We start from the raw sequence: 17,028 nt of genomic DNA, 5'->3' as shown, positions 1-17,028 counted from the left end.
TCTCGGTCTTCATCAATGGGCCACGGCTTCGCCCGACGCGGCCATGATCCGCTCCTTCGTGACGTCGGATCCGAACTCGGCGGTGATCCGGCCCCGGCTCATCACGATGATCCGGTGCGCGATCGACAGGCACTCGCCGACCTCGGAGGTCGAGAACACCACGGCGATCCCATCGCGGGCGCGTTCCGCGAGGAGCTTGAACACCTCGGCCTTGGCGCCGATGTCGATGCCCCGGCTCGGCTCGTCGAGGAGCACGACGCTCGGATGGGTCGCCAGCATCTTGCCGATGACGACCTTCTGCTGGTTGCCGCCCGACAGCGAGCCGATGGCGGCCGCGCCCCCGGAGGTCTTGACGGTGACGGAACGGATCGAGGCGTTCACCAGCTCGTCCTCGATGCGGCGCGAGGTGAAGAAGCGCCTGGTGAAGGCCTTGATGCTGGCGAGCGACAGGTTCTCGCCCACCGACATGGTCTGCACCAGCCCGTCGCGCTGGCGATCCTCGGGCACGAGCACGAGGCCTGCGCCGATGCGCTCGCCGATCGACAGGCGGGACACGTCCTCGCCATGCAGGCGGACATCGCCGCCGCTGAGCTGGACGCGGCCGGCCACCGCTTCGAGAAGTTCGGTGCGGCCGGCGCCCATCAGGCCGTAGATGCAGACGATCTCGCCGGCGCGAACCTCCAGCGACAGACGATCGACGACGTCGACGCCCGAGGGCAGGGTGACGCTGGCGTCGCGGATCGCGAGCGCCACGGGGCCGAATGCGTAGCCGCTGGGCGGTGAGCCGAGGTCGAAGTTCTCGCCCACCATGTTGCGCACGATCCATTCGAGATCGATGTCGCGGCGCTCGGCGCTGGCGGTCATCGTGCCGTCGCGCAGCACCACGGCATGGTCGGTGATCTGCAGCGCCTCTTCGAGGTGATGCGAGATGTAGACGATGGAGACGCCGCGCGAGGTGAGGTCGCGGATCACCTTGAACAGGACCTCGACCTCGGAGGCCGAAAGCGCCGAGGTCGGTTCGTCCATGATCAGGATGCGCGACTTGACCGACAGCGCCCGCGCGATCTCGACGATCTGCTGCTGCCCGAGGCGAAGCTCCTCGACCGGGGTCGCGGGATCGATGTCCTCTTCCAGCTCCTCCATCAGCGCCCGCGTGATCTCGTCCTCGCGGGCGAAGTCGACGCCCGTCGCGGTCTGGATCTCGCGGCCCATGAAGATGTTGTCGCGCACCGAGAGATTGGGCGCGAGGCTGAGCTCCTGATGGATGATCGAGATGCCGCGCTCGCGCGCCTCGTTGGCCGAAGAGAAGACCACCGGCGCACCGTCGAGCACGATGGCGCCGGACGTCGGCGGGGTCACGCCCGAGAGGATGCGCATGAGCGTCGACTTGCCGGCGCCGTTCTCGCCGAACAGCGTCGTGACCTGTCCGCGATGGATGTCGAAGTTGACGCCCTTCAGCGCGTGGACGCTGCCGTAGGACTTCGCGACGTTGCGCGCCGAGAGCACGACCTCGCCCTTCGTGCCGCCGATGGCGATGGGTTCGGCAGTGCTCATTGGACGGTGATCGCGACGGGCGTGACGAGCCAGTTCTTCGGGTTCACCAGACGGAAGGCGCCGACCACCGTCACCGTCTTGCCGCTCAGAGCCTTCGTGTCGATGCCGGCCAGCACCGCGGCCTTCATCGCGGTGTTCAGCGCCGACCCCGCGTCCTGATATTCGATCTGGTTGGTGAACTGGCCGAACTCGATCGTGCCGGTGGCATCGCGCAGTTCGGTGCCGTTGATCGCTGGTCCCGTCTGCACGCGCACGACCTGACCGTCGGGCAAGCCGGGAACGGCGACGGTGTAGTTGCCAGCCTTGCCCTCGCCGACCGTGCCCATGAACTTGACCGAGAAGACCGAGGCGCCGCCGGCGGGGATGCCGTATTGCGTCGTCGCCGCGGCCTTGTCGGCCTGAAGCGCAGCGGCGAGCGTCGTGGTGTCCACCGCGCGCTCTTCGATCAGGCCTTTCACGCGGGGAAACTCGGTGCCGCCGAAGCCCTCGGCCGAGAAGCCGGCCGGCCCGGCCGCGGCGTCGGAGCCGATGCGCACGACGGTGGTGTCGAGGGCGATGCCGACGAGAAGCGCGAGCGCCACTGCGGATGCGGCGATGGTTCCGAAGCCCGGTCCGCCGCGACGGCGGCGTGTCGTGTCGAACTGAGCGGTCATGATGGGAGAGCCTCGATGGAAGAAGGGGCCGATGCGGCGTGAAGCCGCGAGACGGAGCCGGCGGGCGGGCAGGGGCAGGCTGCGCGAGCCACGCGTGTCAGGACGAAAACGAGGGGCGGGCAGGTGTCGCCGGAACGGCAAGTGCCGGGCACGGGGCATAGGCGACAGCGCATTGGGGCGCGCGGAAATCCGGTCGCTGCATGTCTCTCATCCTCCCGGTCCACTGCCCGAACCGTCTCTCCCGGTTCCGGCAGTTCGTCTCGTGACCCGGAGATGCTCATGGTGCTCCGGGGACTCGTGATATTTTTATGTTATCAACTGATGGCAGGCTGTTATAAATCTACCGCTCTGTCAATCGGGATGGCAAACGAACTTGGCGCTTTTGTCGCAAGGCTGCCGTTATCGGTGGCAGGTTGGCTAACGGCTAAAAGATCGGAGGCTCATCGAGCCCTTGCATGTGTTGAGACCGCGAAGGCCCGATTTCGCCCAAAACCCTGTGGTTTCGTCACAGATCATCCAAGCCTACCGGCCGGGCCTGGAACAATACGTTTCTTCAAGCTCTGCCTGTCGCGTCGTTCTCATACAGTCCGCTTTTCGGTCACGACGCCATATAAATGGGCTTCGTGCCGGCCGTCGTTATGTGATGTCGTTGACACGTTGGCCATCTGATGAAAGAGTTTCCGAAATCTGAAAAATAATTCAGCGCGTCACGGGAGGACAGATGGGCGGAGCCGCGATCCGACGCGCCGACGAGGCGGGGCTCGCCATTCGGGCCGCTTGGCTGCATTTCGGCGCCGGGCTGACGCAGGCCGAGGTTGCCGCGCGGCTCGGTGTGTCAGCTGCCAAGGCCCATCGCCTCGTCGCCTTCGCCAGCCAGTCCGGCGCCGTGAAGGTGACGATCGACGGCGATGTCGGCGACTGCATCGCGCTGGAAGAGCAGCTTTCGGTGCGCTACGGCTTGGAGACTTGTCAGGTCGTCCCCGACCTCTACGAAACCGGACTGCCGCTGCGCGCCCTCGGGATCGCGGGTGCCGGCTTCCTGAAGCGCGCCATCGAGGCCAACCCCGACGGCATCATCGGCATCGGCCACGGCCGGACGCTGGCCGCGATGGTCGCCGCCGCGCCGAGGCTGGAGGCTGGCACCGTGCGCTTCGTGTCGCTGCTCGGCGGCCTGACGCGCAACTACGCCGCCAACCCGCACGACGTGATGCATCGCCTCGCCGAGAAGACGGGGGCCGTCGCCTATGTCATGCCGGTGCCTTTCCTCGCCAACTCGCCGGGCGATCGCGAGATCCTGCTGGCGCAGCGCGGCGTCGCGGATGTCGCAATGCTCGCGGCAGGCGCCGACCTGATGATCGTCGGCATCGGGACGTCCGATCCCGGCGCGCAGCTCGTGGCCTCCCGCATGATCGATCTCGATGAGATCCGCGAGGTCGAGGCGAGTGGCGGCGTCGGCGAGATGCTCGGCCACTTCTTCGACGCGGCGGGGGGCGCCGTCCGGACCTCGCTCTCGGCCCGCACGCTGTCGCCCGATCTGGCGACGCTCGCCGGTCGGCGCATCGTCGCGGTGGCCGGCGGATCGGAGAAGGTTTCGGCGATCCGTTCGGTGCTGGCGAGCGGTTTTCTCAAAGGCCTGATCACCGACGAGCCGACCGCCCTGGCGCTCGCCCGCGATACGGCCTGAGACGGGAGGGAGCGGCGCATGGACGACGCGGGAGGAGAGACGATGCGGAGCGCAGACAGCTGGCCGACGATCGGCACAACGTTCGAGACGGGATGCGATGCTTGGCGGAGTGCCCGGCATGGCTGACGCGCGCGATCTTCTCATCGGCATCGATGCCGGCACGTCGGTGATCAAGGCGGTGGCCTTCGATCTCAAGGGGGCCCAGGTCGCCGTCGCGTCTGTTCTCAACCATTACGTGACCGGCGCCGACGGCTCGGCCCGACAGTCGCTCGATCGCACCTGGGCCGATTGCGTCGGAGCCTTGCGCGAGCTGGGCGCTCGCGTCGACAACCTGGGATCGCGAACGGCGGCGCTTGCCGTCACCGCACAGGGCGACGGCACGTGGCTCGTCGGGGCCGGCGACCGCCCTGTGACCGACGCCTGGCTCTGGCTCGACGCCCGTGCCGCGCCGACCGTGCGCCGCCTCGCCGCCTCGCCGCTGGCGCGCCGCCGCTTCGAGGCGACCGGCACCGGGCTCAACACCTGTCAGCAGGGCGCGCAGCTCGCCCATATGGCGGCCACCACGCCCGAACTGCTGGTCGGCGCGGAAGTGGCGCTGCACTGCAAGGACTGGCTCTACCTCAACCTCACCGGCATTCGCGCCACCGACCCGTCCGAGGCGAGCTTTACTTTCGGCGACTTCCGCCGGCGCGCCTATGACGACCTCGTGGTCGAGGCGCTCGGCCTCACCCCGCATCGCCGGCTGCTGCCCGAGATCGTCGACGGCAGCGTGACGACCCATCCGCTGTCGCGCGCGGCGGCCGAGGCCACCGGGCTCCTCGAGGGAACGCCGGTCAGCCTCGGCTTCGTCGACATGGTGATGACCGCGCTCGGCGCGGGCGTGCATACGGGCGACCCCGGCGCCGCCTGCTCGACGGTCGGCTCCACCGGGGTCCACATGCGCGCAGTGCGGTCCGAGGATGTCGTGCTCAATGCCGAGAACACCGGCTACGTCATCGCGCTGCCGGTGCCCGGCATGGTGACGCAGGTCCAGACCAACATGGCCGCGACGCTGAACCTCGACTGGGCGCTGCGTCTGGCCGGCGACCTCATGTCCGAGACCGGACGCGAGGTTTCGCATGGCGAGCTCGTGGCCCGCATCGAAAGCTGGCTCGACGCCAGCCGCCCCGGCGCGATCCTCTATCACCCTTACATCTCCGAAACCGGCGAGCGCGGCCCGTTCGTCGATGCCGATGCGCGCGCCAGCCTGCTCGGCCTCTCGGCCGGCCATCGCTTTCCCGACATCCTGCGCGCCGTCGTCGAGGGGCTCGGGCTCGCCACGCGCGACTGCTACGCGGCGATGGGCGAGATGCCGGCCGAACTGCGGATGACCGGCGGCGCAGCCCGCTCGCGGGCGCTGCGCGCGGTGCTCTCGGCCTGCGTCGGCGCGCCCGTGCGCGTCTCGGCGCGCGAGGAGGCGGGGGCGGCCGGCGCCGCGATGATGGCGGCGGTGGCGATACGCGCCTATCCGGACATGGACGCCTGCATCGGCGAATGGGTGACGCCGCTTCTGGGCGCGCCCGAGGCGCCCGACCTCGCGCTCGTCGCGACCTATGAGCGATCCTTCACAGCCTACCGCGAGGCCCGTCTGGCGCTGCGGCCGGTCTGGTCCCGCATGGCCGAGAACCGGGCCGGCGACGCCCGCTCCCACACTTGGGGGCACGGCGCCGAACCGACCAACAAGACCCTGACGGCCAGCACGGCCGCGCACAGGAGCACGACATGACCGATATCCTCCCGGCCGGCACGGCCTCGACCGTCCAGCCGACCGTCGATCTCTTCGTCATCGGCGGCGGTATCAACGGCGCCGGCATCGCGCGCGATGCGGCGGGCCGGGGTCTCAGGGTCATCCTGTGCGAGAAGGACGATCTCGCGCAAGGCACCTCGTCGCGCTCCGGCAAGCTCGTCCATGGCGGCCTGCGCTATCTCGAATATTACGAGTTCCGGCTGGTGCGCGAGGCGCTGATCGAGCGCGAGGTGCTGATGAACTCGGCCAGCCACATCATCTGGCCGATGCGCTTCGTGCTGCCGCACTCGCCCGACGACCGTCCGGCCTGGCTCGTGCGGCTCGGCCTCTTTCTCTACGATCATCTCGGCGGTCGCCAGAAGCTGCCGGGCACGCGCTCGCTCGACTTGACGCGCGATCCCGAAGGCGCACCGATCCTCGACCAGTATCCCAAGGGCTTCGAATATTCCGACTGCTGGGTCGACGACGCCCGCCTCGTGGTGCTCAACGCGGTGGGCGCGGCCGAAAAGGGCGCGGAGATCCTGACCCGCACCGCCTGCACCTCGGCCCGGCGCGAGAACGGGGCCTGGCGCATCGAGATGCGCGACGAGCGCACCGGAGCGACGCGCACCGTGCGCGCCAAGGTGGTGGTCAATGCCGGCGGCCCCTGGGTCAACGACATCGTCGGGCGCGTCGCCGGCTCGAACAGCAGCCGCAACGTGCGGCTCGTGAAGGGCAGCCACATCATCGTGCCGAAGTTCTGGGACGGGCAGCACGCCTATCTCGTCCAGAACCACGACAAGCGCGTGATCTTCATCAACCCGTATGAGGGCGACAAGGCGCTGATCGGCACCACCGACATTCCCTACGAGGGGCGCCCGGAGGAGGTGAAGGCCGACGAGGCGGAGGTCGAGTACCTGCTCGCCGCCGTCAACCGCTACTTCAAGGAGAAGCTGCGGCGCTCCGACGTCATCGAGACCTTCTCTGGCGTGCGCCCGCTCTTCGACGACGGGCAGGGCAACCCCTCGGCCGTCACGCGCGACTATACGTTCGATCTCGACGAGACCGGCGGCGCACCGCTCCTCAATATCTTCGGCGGCAAGATCACGACGTTCCGCAAGCTGGCCGAACATGCCGTCCAGAAGATCGCCAAGTTCTTCCCCGAGATGGGCGGCGACTGGACGCGCGGCTCGATCCTGCCCGGCGGCGAGATCGAGAATGCCGATTTCGTCGGCTTCGTCGAGACGATGCGCGAGCGCCATCCCTGGCTGCCGCGCGGCCTTGTCCTGCACTATGGCCGGCTCTACGGCGCGCGGACGGAGAAGCTGCTGGCCGGCGCCACCTCGATGGCGGGTCTCGGGCGGCATTTCGGCGCGCGGCTCTACGAGGCGGAGGTGCGCCATGTCGTGACCCACGAATGGGCGTTGACGGCCGACGACGTCCTCTTCCGCCGCACCAAGCAGGGGCTGCACATGAGTGAGGACGAGCGCCGCAGCTTTGCCGAATGGTTCGAGCGTGAGCTGGTGGTTGCCGCCTGAATCGAGCCCGATCATCCGGTGGTCATGTCCTCATCTGACCGGCCGTCCCGTCCGCTTCTCTCCCGATCGAAGTCCCCGCTGATGCCCCTGACGCTCTCGCTCAACACCAATCCGCTGGTGAACCGCTTCGCCGATCCCGACGACCTCATCGACATGGTGGCGCGCGACCTTCGGATCCGCGACCTCCAGCTGACCCACGAGTTCATCAACCCGTCCTGGCCCGCACCGGTGATCCGCCGGTTGACGCGGCAGATGGAGGCCGCCCTCCAGCGCACCGGCGTTCGCGTGACGTCGGGCATGACCGGCCCCTACGGCCGGCTGAACCATTTCGGCCATCCCGACCGCGACGTGCGCCGCTACTATGTCGATTGGTTCAAGACCTTCGCCGACATCACCGCCGATCTCGGCGGCACCTCGGTCGGCACCCAGTTCGCGATTTTTACGTTCCACGATTTCGACGACGCGGCACGGCGTGAAGCCCTGATCCAGACGGCGATCGACTGCTGGGCCGAAGTCGCCGAGCACGGGAAGGCGGCGGGCCTCACCTCGATCTTCTGGGAGCCGATGTCGGTCGGCCGCGAGTTCGGCCACACGATTCCCGAGACGATGGCGCTTCAGGAGAGGCTGACCGGCGCGGGCATGGCCATCCCGATGTGGATGATGGCCGATATCGACCATGGCGACGTGACCTCGCCCGACCCCGACGACACCGACCCCTATGCCTGGGCGCGCGCCGTGCCGCCGGTCTCGCCGATCATCCACATCAAGCAGTCGAAGATGGACAAGTCGGGCCACCGCCCGTTCACCGCCGAGCACAATGCCAACGGCCGCATCCAGCCGGCACCGCTGCTCGAGGCGTTCAAGGCTGGTGGCGCCGTGGACAACGAGATCTGCCTTGAACTCTCGTTCAAGGAGCGCGAGCCCGACGACCGCCGCGTCGTGCCCGCCATCGCCGAAAGCATCGCCTTCTGGGCACCGCATATCGACACGGGCGTCGCCGACCTGCGCGTCTGACGGGCTGCCGGCCCTTACGAGGCGATCAGCCTGGCAGCGTCCGTGTGGACCTGCATGCGCTGCGGGCGGCCAATAAGATAGCCCTGGACGGCATCGCAACCGAGCGAGCGCAGGAGACGCAGCTCGCTTTCGGTCTCGACGCCTTCGGCGAGCGTCGGAATGCCCAGCATCTTGCCCATCTGGGTGATGGCGAAGAGAACGGCCATGCAATGGCGATCCGTCTCGGCCGCGGCGACGAAGCTGCGGTCGATCTTGATGCGGTCGAGCGGGAAGTCGCGCAGATGCGCGAGGGACGAGTAGCCCGTCCCGAAATCGTCCATCGCAACCTTCACGCCGAGGCAGCGCAGGTCCGACAGGATCCGGGCGACTTCGGCGCCATCCTCCACGAGCGCGGTCTCAGTCAGTTCGATCTCGAGGCGGCCGGGCAGGAGCCCGCTCGCGGCGAGCGCCGAGGTGACGTGCGAGAGGAAGAGCGGCGAGCGAAGCTGGACGGGCGAGACGTTGACGGCGACATGGCGCTGGTCGGGCCAGCCCGCCGCCTCGCGGCAAGCCTCTTCCAGCACCCACTTGCCGATCTGCAGGATCTGGCCGGTCTCCTCGGCGAGGGGGATGAAGGCGATCGGTGCGACGGCGCCACGCGTCGGATGATCCCAGCGGATCAGCGCCTCAAAACCGATGACCGTATCGTCGGCGAGAGACAGGAACGGCTGGTAGACGAGATGGAACTCCTCGTTGGCGATGGCTCGGCGCAGGTCCGCTTCCATCTGGTGGCGCGCCGCCGCCGCCTCGACCATGCCGGTGCGATAGCAGGACGTGCGCCCGCGTCCGCTGCGCTTGGCCTCGTAGAGGGCGATGTCGGCCTTCTTCATCAGCTCGATCGGATCGTCCGCATCGTCCGAGCAGCAGATGCCGATGCTGCAGCCGATCGACAGCATGATGCTCTCGACGGCGAAGGGTTGCGCCAGCGCCGCGATGATCTCGTCGGCCAACGCAAGGACCTCGTCGACATCGCCGGGCAGGAGGAGCGCCATCTCGTCGCCGCCGATGCGGGCGGCAAATCCCCGGTCGCCCACCACGGTGCGGATGCGGTTCGCAACCTCGACGAGAAGCTGGTCGCCGACGCCGTGCCCGTAGGTGTCGTTGACGCTCTTGAACCGGTCGAGATCGAGCAGCACGAGCTTGGTGCGCTGCAACGCGCCGAACTCGCCCTCCAGCCGCACCTGCAGGGCATGGCGGTTGGCAAGACCGGTGAGCGGATCGTGGAAGGCGAGATGGGAGATCTTGCCCTGCGCTTCGCGGTCGCTGGTGACGTCGTCGAAGGTGAGGATCGCGCCACCGCCGGGGACCGGCCGCACCTCGATGTCGAGGATGCGCCCGTCCGGCATCTCCGCATCGCAGCGGCTTGCGCTGACTGTGCGGACGCCCTCGACGATGTCCCGGATGATGGCGTTGCGCAGCGTCTTGTCCCAGCCATTGGCATCGCAGACGACGCGCATCAGCGATTCCAGCGGCATGCCGGTGCACAGGCCATCGGCCTCGACACCGAACATTTCGAGATAGCGCTCGTTGAAAAGGCCGACGCGCTCGTTCTGGTCGATGAACAGGAGACCGTTCGACATGTTGTGGAGCGCCGTCGAAAGGATCGTCGAATGCGCCCGTTCCTGTGCCTCGAAGCGCTTGGCGGCAAGCACCGTCAGGAAGGCGCCGAGGAAGATGACGATGGCGCCGGCCGCGGTGAAGATGCTCAGCGTGATGTTGTTGTCGGCCACCGGCACGAGGTCGGGCACCCTGACGAAGGTGGTGCCCCAGATGCCGGTGAAATGCGTGCCGCAGACGCCGAGCGTGAAGAGGGCGCAGGTCCAGGCATTGGCGTGGCGCGCCGGCCTGACGCCGCGCGCCAGCGCGAGGCAGGTCGCGCCGATGAGGCAGGCGACGATGCCGGTCGTGTCGGAATGAAGCTGGAGGCAGCCCTCGATCGCATCCATGCCGGTGTAGTGCATGGCGCCGATGCCGAGGCCCGCGACGGCGCCGAGTGCGGCCCGCGCCGCGATCGACGGCACGATCGCCGACAGGGTCAGCGGCAGGCCGACGGCGATGATCCCGAGGATGGCGGACCAGGCCGTGGTCACCACGCCGTAGCTGAGGACGATGTCCGATCGATAGCCGAGCATCGCGATGAAATGCGTCGTCCAGACGCCGAGGCCCGCGACGATCGCGGTCCCCAGGAGCCACCATCGGCGCGCCAGCGTCGAGGAGCGCTCGGATTGCTCGATCAGCACCGACAGGAGCCAGCCCGCGACGAGGCATATGACCAGCGCGGTGGCCACGAAGCCGAACGAATGATGGGCCGCAAGTTGCATGAGCGTCAGGGTCATGATCGCATGTTGCACAGGCGGTATGACCGTTTGGCGAACCGGCTTGGTAAGACGCCGGTTAACAAGCGTTGCTCGAAAGGATCTACGAGGGTTAACTTCGGGTGGGCGATGCCTCGAATGCACCGCGAGGATGTCCGGAAACCGAACCCGGCAGACCCTCGCGGAAAGTTCAGTCTCGTGAAGGATCGCTGAACGGTTTGCTACCCGTCACGGTGATCGAGCGGCCTGCCACTCCTGACGGACTGCCTCGCTCGGGCTCGAAGCCAGTGATGCTCAGTCGCCGGCGCCGTACTGCCGCTCCGCCAGCCGGACCGCGGCGACGACGCCATCGAGGACCGGCAGGCCGAAGCGGCGCGCGTAGGTGTCGGCAAGGTCCGCCATGCCGGCGCAGCCGAGGACGATGGCGTTTGGGCGGTCCTCGTGGAGGGCGCGAGCGATCTCGGCGGCGACCTTCTCGCGGGCTGCGCTGCCGTCCTCTTCGAGATCGAGCACGGCGACATCGGAGGCGCGGACGCGGGCGCAGGTCTCGGCAAAACCATAAGCCAAAACGTTCGCCGCGATGACGGGAATGGAGACGGCCAGCGTCGTGACCACCGAGAAGCGGCCGAGCTGGGCGGCTTCGCGCATCGCGGCCTCGCCGATGCCGTAGACGGGCTTGCGCGTCAGCGTCCGGGCGCGGGCAAGACCCGTGTCGTCGAAACAGGCGATGACGAAGGCGTCTGCCTCGGCTTCGTTGTCGGCGATCAGCTTCAAGAGGCCCGGCACCGCCGCCTCGCCGTCGGCCTCACCCTGGATCGAGGCGGGGCCGTCGTGGTTGGTCAGGGCGAGGATCTCGGTGCCCGCACCGGCAGCCAGTTTTGCGGCCGCGGCGATCTTGTCGGTCATCGACGCGGTGGCGTTGGGATTGATGAAGAGGATGCGCATGGAGATCTGCTCGAAGGCCGGTGTTCAGAGCGTACCCTTGCCGGCATCCGAGGCGCCGCGAAGGCGACGGCGACGCAGCAGGAGGCCGGTGCCGAGGGTCAGCCCGATCACCAAGAAGGAAACGGCGGTGGTCAGCGTTCCCAGCGCGTAGATCGCCGGGGTGGTGACGGTGGTGGTCAGGCCCTGCAGTTCCAGCGGCAGCGTGTTGGGGCCGCCGATAGCCTGGCTCGTCCGCGCGATCTCGTCCCACGAGAGGGTGAAGCCGAAGAGCGCGACGCCGATGAGATAGGGCAGGATGATCGGCAGCACGACATGGCGGAAGGTCTGCCAGGGCGAGGCGCCGAGGTCGCGCGCGGCTTCCTCGTAGGAGGGGTCGAAGCGGTTGAACACCGCGAACATCACGAGAAGGCCGAAGGGCAGCGTCCAGGTGAGATGCGCGCCGAGCGCCGAGGTGAAGAGGCCCATCGAGGACTGGAAGCCGGCGCCGCCGAGGCCGTAGGCCTTCACGAAGTCGTCGAAGATGCGAAACTCCAGCGCGATCCCGAGCGAGACCACGATCGAGGGCAGGATCAGCGAGGCAATGGCGGTGTAGAATATCAAGGTCGAGCCGAAGAAACGACGGCGGAAGGCGAGCCCCGCCAGCACCGAAATGACGACGGTGAGCACCGTCACCACCAGCCCCAGCCGGAACGAGCGCCCGAACGCGGCCCAGACGTCGACGACGCCGAGGCCCCGCCAGAGCACGCCGAACCAGTGCGTCGAGACGCCGTTCATCGGAAAGGTGAGGCCACCCTCCGGTCCCTGGAACGACAGGATGAGGACGGTCAGCGTCGGCCCATAGAGGAACAGGACGAAGAGCGCGAAGAAGCCGGCCAGCACATAGAAAGTGGGGGTGCGTGCGTCGGACATCGCTCAGAGCTCCTTGCGGATGTCGACGACGCGCGTCAGCGCGACGATGATGAGCAGCACCGTGCAGAGGAGCACCACCGAATTGGCGGCCGCCACGGGAAACTGCAGGTAGCTGATTTCGGTCTGGATGGTCTTGCCGACCGAGGCGATCTGCTGGCCGCCCATCAGGCCGACCGTGATGAAGTCGCCCATGACGATGGTGATGACGAAGATCGAACCGATGGCGATGCCCGTCTTCGACAGGGGCACGATGACGTTCCACAGGATCTGCCAGCCCGAGGCACCGCCGTCGCGCGCGGCCTCGATGAGCAAGCGGTCGATCCGCAGCATCGAATTGTAGATCGGCACCACCATGAAGAAGGTGAAGAGGTGGACGAAGGTCAGCGTCACCGAGAAGGACGAGTAGAGCAGCCATTCGATCGGCTGGTCGATCAGCCCGGCGCCCATCAACGTCTGATTCACCAGACCCGAGCGACCGAGAAGCGGGATCCACGAGATCATGCGGATGACGTTGGAGGTCCAGAACGGAATGGTGCAGACAAGGAAGAGCGCCGACTGGATCTCCTTCGAGCGCACCTCGAAGGCGAGAAAATAGGCGATCGTGAAGCCGATCACGAGCGTCAGGCCCCAGACCATCGCGCAGAAGCCCAGCGTCGAGAGATAGGTCTTGAAGGTCGTGCACAGCGTCGGCAGCCGCACGATGCAGCGGTCGAACACGTCGAGATAGTTCTGGAACTCGAAGGCCGGCTGGATCTGGTAGTTCTCGTAGGTCCAGAAGCTGACGAGGACGATGAAGACCAGCGGAACCACGAGAAAGATCAGGAACACCAGCATCATAGGCGCCACCTGAAGGTAGGGCACCATGCCGGCACGTCGGGACGCGGCCATCGGGACTCCAGTCGGGCTCGGGATCAAGGGCATGCGCGGGAAGGCGGGGCTACCGCCCCGATCCTCGCCCGGGAACGAACTCCCGGACCCTTCTTTTCATGTGTCGACCATTGGAGAGGGCCGCCGGCCCTTCCCAATGGTCGAAAGACGAGTAGTGGGTCCCAAGGGGCTTCAAGCCCCTTGGCAGGGGTACAGGGGACGGCTGTCCCCTGCCGGTCCCGCGTCAGGCTGCGACGAACTCGTTCCACTTGCGGATCATGTAGGCGTCTTCGTCCATCACCGCGTTCCAGCAGGCGACGGCGCCCATGCGCTCGTTGAAGGAGCCGCCGTCGCGCGTGGCGCCCTTGAGGGCGATCGTCTGGCCCTGCGGCGACTTGATGTCTTGGCTCGCGGGCTTGCCCTCCATCCAGTAGGCCCACTCGTAGGGCTCCATGGACTTCTGCGCCGTGGAGAGAACGCCGGAATAGTAGCCCTGCCGGTTGAGGAAGGCGCCGGCCCAGCCGGACTGGAACCAGTTGACGAACTCGTAGGCGGCGTCGAGCTTGGGGCCCTCGAGCGTGGCGGGCAGCGCGAAGCCGGTGGCCCAGGCGCGGTAGCCTTCCTTCAGCGGCTGGAAGACGCAGTCGATGCCCTTGGCGCGAACGGCGGTGACGGCAGGCGACCACATGGACTGGATCACGGTCTCGCCCGAGGACATCAGGTTGACGCTCTCGTTGAAGTCGGACCAGAGGGCGCGGAACTGGCCGGCCTGCTTGGCCTCGATCAGCGTGTCGATCGTCATGTCGATCTCGTCGCGGGTCATGTTGCCCTTGTCGGGATACTTGTACTTGCCGGTGGCCTCGATCACCATCGCGGCGTCCATGATGCCGATCGAGGGGATGTTGAGGATCGACGCCTTGCCCTTGAACTCGGGGTTCAGCAGCTCGGCCCAGGAGGTGATCGGGCGCTTGATGAGGTCGGGGCGGATGCCCAGCGTGTCGGCGTTGTAGGTGGTCGGGATCAGCGAGATCCACTCGGTCGGCGTCGCCGAGAATTCCTTCGACTTGTTGCCGGCGAGGTAGAGCACCTTCCACGGCGCGGTGCCCTGGTTGCCGATCTTCTTGCCGTCGACCTCGCCCTTGGTGAAGACGGTGGTGATGTTGTCGAATTCCTTGATGCGCTTGGCGTCCATGCCCATCAGGTTGCCGGTCGGCACGAACTTCTTGAGGGCGAAGTACTCGGTGTCGACGATGTCGAACGTGTTGGGCTGGGTGATGATGCGCTTCGTCACCTCGTCGGTGGTGACGGGGATGTACTCGATGGTGATGCCGAGATCTTCCTTCACCTTCGCGGCGATCTCGGTGGACTGGTTCACGGCCGTGCCGAGATAGCGCAGCGTCTTGGCTTCCTGCGCGCGGGCGGAGGAGATGAACGGGAAGCCGGTAACGGCGGCGCCCGACACGAAGGCGACGCCCGCCGCGGCGGTGCCGGTCTTGAGGAAGGTGCGACGGCTGACGCCGGTCGTCTGCGTCGAAGGCTGCTTCGTGTCGGTCATGGACTGCATCTCCTCTGGAACGTGGGATCGAAGGGTGGTGTCAGGCCGCCGCGAGGGCGTATTCGTCGGCGCGGGCCCAGTGGATCGGCCGGTTCTGGCCAAGTTCGGCCGGTGTGCGGGCGTAGTCTTCCTCGGGGATCACGGCGGTGATCTCGCCGGCCTCCCCGGCGGCCATCACGACGGTGACGGTGGCGCCGCCATACTCGACGCCGCGCACCTCGCCGCTGATCGTGCGGGCCGCTTCGCCGCCGGTGCCGAGGCGCACCCGGTCGGCGCGCACCGTGACCGGTCGCCCGTCGAGGGTCAGCACGTTGTGGCCGCCCATGAAGCGGGCGACGAAGGCGTTGGCGGGGCGGTGGAATACGTCCTGCGGGGTGCCGGCCTGTTCGATGCGGCCGTCCTTCATGATGACCACAAGGTCGGCGAGGGCCATCGCCTCGTCCTGCCCGTGGGTGACGTGGAGGAAGGAGATGCCGAGTTCGCGCTGCAGGCGCTTCAGCTCGGTGCGAACGCGAAGGCGCAGGAACGGATCGAGTGCCGAGAGCGGCTCGTCGAGCAGCAGGATGCCGGGATCGGTGACGAGCGCGCGGGCGAGCGCCACGCGCTGCTGCTGTCCGCCGGAAAGCTGCGCCGGCATGCGGCTCTCGAACTTCGTGAGATCGACGAGTTCCATGACGACGCGCGCCTTGGCGTGGCGCTCGGCCTTGGAGGCGCCCTTCATCTTCAGCGAGAAGGCGATGTTGTCGAGGACGGTGAGATGCGGGAACAGCGCATAGGACTGGAACATCATCGCCGTTCCGCGCCGGGCCGGCACCAGATTGGTGATGTTGGCGCTGCCGAGCAGGATGTCGCCTTCCGACGCCGTCTCGTGGCCCGCGATCATCCGCAGGGTGGAGGACTTGCCGCAGCCCGACGGCCCCAGGAAGCAGCAATAGGTGCCTTCGGGGATGCGCAGGTCGATGGCGTCAACGGCCGTGGCTTGGCCGTAGCGCTTGGTGAGCTTGACGAGTTCGAGCTGTCCGCCGGCCACGAGCGATCCCTTGCCTTGGAGGTCTGGTCTCCTCAGCTAAAGCAGGCGGCGTGCCAACTGGGTTTGACACCCCTGAAACCGACAGTTGCGGGGATCGGTGGCTCTCACGGCAGCGAGTGCCACGGATGGCTTGGAGTTCTGCCTATGGAAACGGCAGCCTTGAGCCTCAATTGTGTACAATCCTCGTCGACAGTTTTGCTTGGGTTGATCGCGCGGATCTGCGACACTTTCCGCGACGCCGAACGCGAAAGCTCCGATGCTCCCTGTCGATCCTCAGGCTCCACCTCCGGACCCATCTTCGCCGCGCGCCACCTGGGAGACGATCCACGCCCGGCTGCACGAGGCGATCGTGCGGCATCGGTTGGATCCCGGCGCCAAGCTCGTGGAGGACGAGATCGCCGCGCATTTCGGCGTCAGCCGCACGATCGTACGCGCTGCCTTGCAGGCGCTGGCGCGCGAGGGCGTGGTGGAGATCCGGCGTCATCGCGGCGCCAGCGTGGCGCGGCCGAGCCCGGAGGAGGCGCGGGGCATCTTCGAGGCGCGGGGTCTCGTCGAACCCCATCTCGTGCGGATGGCCGCGGCCCGGATCAAACCGGACGACGTCTCCGGCCTGCGCGCCTGCCTTGAGCGCGAGCACGCCGCCGTGGAAGCCGACCGGCCGCAGGAGGCGGTGCATCTCTCGGCCGAGTTCCATCGCGTCATCGCCGGCATCGCCGGGCATGGGGTGCTCGAACGCATTCTTGCCGACCTCCTGTCACGCTCCTCGCTCGTCGTGGCGCTTTACTGGCGGCGACCGGAAACGCTGTGCGAAAGCCATGCGCACCACGCCCTTGTGGATGCGCTGGAACGCCGCGACGGCGGGCGCGCGGCAGCGCTCATGGAACGCCACCTCGTCGAGCTTCTCGCCGGCCTCGATCTTGGCGCCGAGCCGGCGCGCCGGACCAGCCTCGCCAACGCCCTGTCGATGCGCGCGCCGACGGCGTCCTGATCCCGGCACGGCGCTTGGGCGACCTCGGACTGCGGTGCGAGGCGAGCCTGCGGGTTGGAGGCCGCTGCCGATCGTTGAACCGCGCAAGGAGTTGGACGTCCGACGCCGGCCTTTCGGGTCGGACCCCATGTCTCGTCGTCAGTGGACCGGTCGCCGCGATATCAGGGCCAGC

13 protein-coding genes are annotated in these 17,028 nt (G+C 67.4%); 5 read left to right on the top strand and 8 right to left on the bottom strand.

Annotation, left to right across the window (positions count from 1 at the left end; translation table 11 throughout):
* Positions 1–12 precede the first annotated feature (12 nt).
* Complete coding sequence (locus AUL33_RS03225) at positions 13–1,554, bottom strand: sugar ABC transporter ATP-binding protein (RefSeq protein WP_062203596.1); 1,542 nt, start codon at positions 1,552–1,554, stop codon at positions 13–15.
* Entirely contained in the window at positions 1,551–2,207 is a 657-nt protein-coding gene (locus AUL33_RS03220) for a DUF2291 family protein (protein WP_062203594.1), read from the bottom strand. The genes AUL33_RS03225 and AUL33_RS03220 overlap by 4 nt, the downstream gene beginning before the upstream one ends.
* A gap of 721 nt (positions 2,208–2,928) precedes the next feature.
* On the opposite strand from AUL33_RS03220, the gene AUL33_RS03215 reads away from it, so the two are divergent.
* The 4 genes from AUL33_RS03215 (at position 2,929) to AUL33_RS03200 (ending at position 8,208) form a co-directional block, all read left to right on the top strand.
* Positions 2,929–3,891 carry a sugar-binding transcriptional regulator gene (locus AUL33_RS03215; RefSeq protein WP_062203591.1) on the top strand — a complete coding sequence of 321 codons (963 nt, stop codon included), beginning with the start codon at positions 2,929–2,931 and terminating at the stop codon, positions 3,889–3,891.
* A 118-nt stretch (positions 3,892–4,009) separates the two neighbouring features.
* Positions 4,010–5,656, top strand: coding sequence for an FGGY-family carbohydrate kinase (locus tag AUL33_RS03210; protein WP_062203589.1), 1,647 nt, complete (start codon positions 4,010–4,012; stop codon positions 5,654–5,656).
* Positions 5,653–7,194 carry a glycerol-3-phosphate dehydrogenase gene (locus AUL33_RS03205; protein ID WP_062203587.1) on the top strand — a complete coding sequence of 514 codons (1,542 nt, stop codon included), beginning with the start codon at positions 5,653–5,655 and terminating at the stop codon, positions 7,192–7,194. The genes AUL33_RS03210 and AUL33_RS03205 overlap by 4 nt, the downstream gene beginning before the upstream one ends.
* Positions 7,195–7,275: 81 nt before the next feature.
* Complete coding sequence (locus tag AUL33_RS03200) at positions 7,276–8,208, top strand: sugar phosphate isomerase/epimerase (protein ID WP_062203585.1); 933 nt, start codon at positions 7,276–7,278, stop codon at positions 8,206–8,208.
* Between the two features lie 14 nt (positions 8,209–8,222).
* Here AUL33_RS03200 and AUL33_RS03195 read toward each other — a convergent pair whose 3' ends face one another.
* The 6 genes from AUL33_RS03195 to AUL33_RS03170 form a co-directional block, all read right to left on the bottom strand.
* Positions 8,223–10,583, bottom strand: coding sequence for an EAL domain-containing protein (locus AUL33_RS03195; RefSeq protein WP_062203583.1), 2,361 nt, complete (start codon positions 10,581–10,583; stop codon positions 8,223–8,225).
* Positions 10,584–10,856: 273 nt separating this feature from the next.
* On the bottom strand, positions 10,857–11,507 hold the full coding sequence (locus AUL33_RS03190) for an aspartate/glutamate racemase family protein (protein ID WP_062203582.1): 651 nt from the start codon (positions 11,505–11,507) through the stop codon (positions 10,857–10,859).
* Between the two features lie 24 nt (positions 11,508–11,531).
* Complete coding sequence (locus AUL33_RS03185) at positions 11,532–12,416, bottom strand: ABC transporter permease (RefSeq protein WP_062203579.1); 885 nt, start codon at positions 12,414–12,416, stop codon at positions 11,532–11,534.
* A gap of 3 nt (positions 12,417–12,419) precedes the next feature.
* A complete protein-coding gene (locus AUL33_RS03180; RefSeq protein ID WP_244491919.1) occupies positions 12,420–13,304 on the bottom strand; it encodes an ABC transporter permease in 885 nt (294 codons plus the stop codon).
* A gap of 223 nt (positions 13,305–13,527) precedes the next feature.
* Complete coding sequence (locus tag AUL33_RS03175) at positions 13,528–14,838, bottom strand: PotD/PotF family extracellular solute-binding protein (RefSeq protein WP_156419262.1); 1,311 nt, start codon at positions 14,836–14,838, stop codon at positions 13,528–13,530.
* 40 nt (positions 14,839–14,878) lie between these two features.
* Entirely contained in the window at positions 14,879–15,868 is a 990-nt protein-coding gene (locus tag AUL33_RS03170; protein ID WP_062203573.1) for an ABC transporter ATP-binding protein, read from the bottom strand.
* A gap of 256 nt (positions 15,869–16,124) precedes the next feature.
* On the opposite strand from AUL33_RS03170, the gene AUL33_RS03165 reads away from it, so the two are divergent.
* Positions 16,125–16,856, top strand: coding sequence for a GntR family transcriptional regulator (locus AUL33_RS03165; RefSeq protein ID WP_082652281.1), 732 nt, complete (start codon positions 16,125–16,127; stop codon positions 16,854–16,856).
* Positions 16,857–17,028 lie beyond the last annotated feature (172 nt).

The organism is Aureimonas sp. AU12, assembly GCF_001463705.1.
Lineage (GTDB): Bacteria > Pseudomonadota > Alphaproteobacteria > Rhizobiales > Rhizobiaceae > Aureimonas.
This window is presented reverse-complemented; position numbering and strand designations above follow the sequence as displayed.

Coding starts and splice junctions, on each gene's coding strand:
- AUL33_RS03175 (WP_156419262.1), bottom strand. CDS start 14,838: ATGACCGACACGAAGCAGCCTTCGACGCAGACGACCGGCGTCAGCCGT.
- AUL33_RS03210 (WP_062203589.1), top strand. CDS start 4,010: ATGGCTGACGCGCGCGATCTTCTCATCGGCATCGATGCCGGCACGTCG.
- AUL33_RS03205 (WP_062203587.1), top strand. CDS start 5,653: ATGACCGATATCCTCCCGGCCGGCACGGCCTCGACCGTCCAGCCGACC.
- AUL33_RS03190 (WP_062203582.1), bottom strand. CDS start 11,507: ATGCGCATCCTCTTCATCAATCCCAACGCCACCGCGTCGATGACCGAC.
- AUL33_RS03165 (WP_082652281.1), top strand. CDS start 16,125: ATGCTCCCTGTCGATCCTCAGGCTCCACCTCCGGACCCATCTTCGCCG.
- AUL33_RS03195 (WP_062203583.1), bottom strand. CDS start 10,583: ATGACCCTGACGCTCATGCAACTTGCGGCCCATCATTCGTTCGGCTTC.
- AUL33_RS03180 (WP_244491919.1), bottom strand. CDS start 13,304: ATGGCCGCGTCCCGACGTGCCGGCATGGTGCCCTACCTTCAGGTGGCG.
- AUL33_RS03215 (WP_062203591.1), top strand. CDS start 2,929: ATGGGCGGAGCCGCGATCCGACGCGCCGACGAGGCGGGGCTCGCCATT.
- AUL33_RS03225 (WP_062203596.1), bottom strand. CDS start 1,554: ATGAGCACTGCCGAACCCATCGCCATCGGCGGCACGAAGGGCGAGGTC.
- AUL33_RS03185 (WP_062203579.1), bottom strand. CDS start 12,416: ATGTCCGACGCACGCACCCCCACTTTCTATGTGCTGGCCGGCTTCTTC.
- AUL33_RS03200 (WP_062203585.1), top strand. CDS start 7,276: ATGCCCCTGACGCTCTCGCTCAACACCAATCCGCTGGTGAACCGCTTC.
- AUL33_RS03220 (WP_062203594.1), bottom strand. CDS start 2,207: ATGACCGCTCAGTTCGACACGACACGCCGCCGTCGCGGCGGACCGGGC.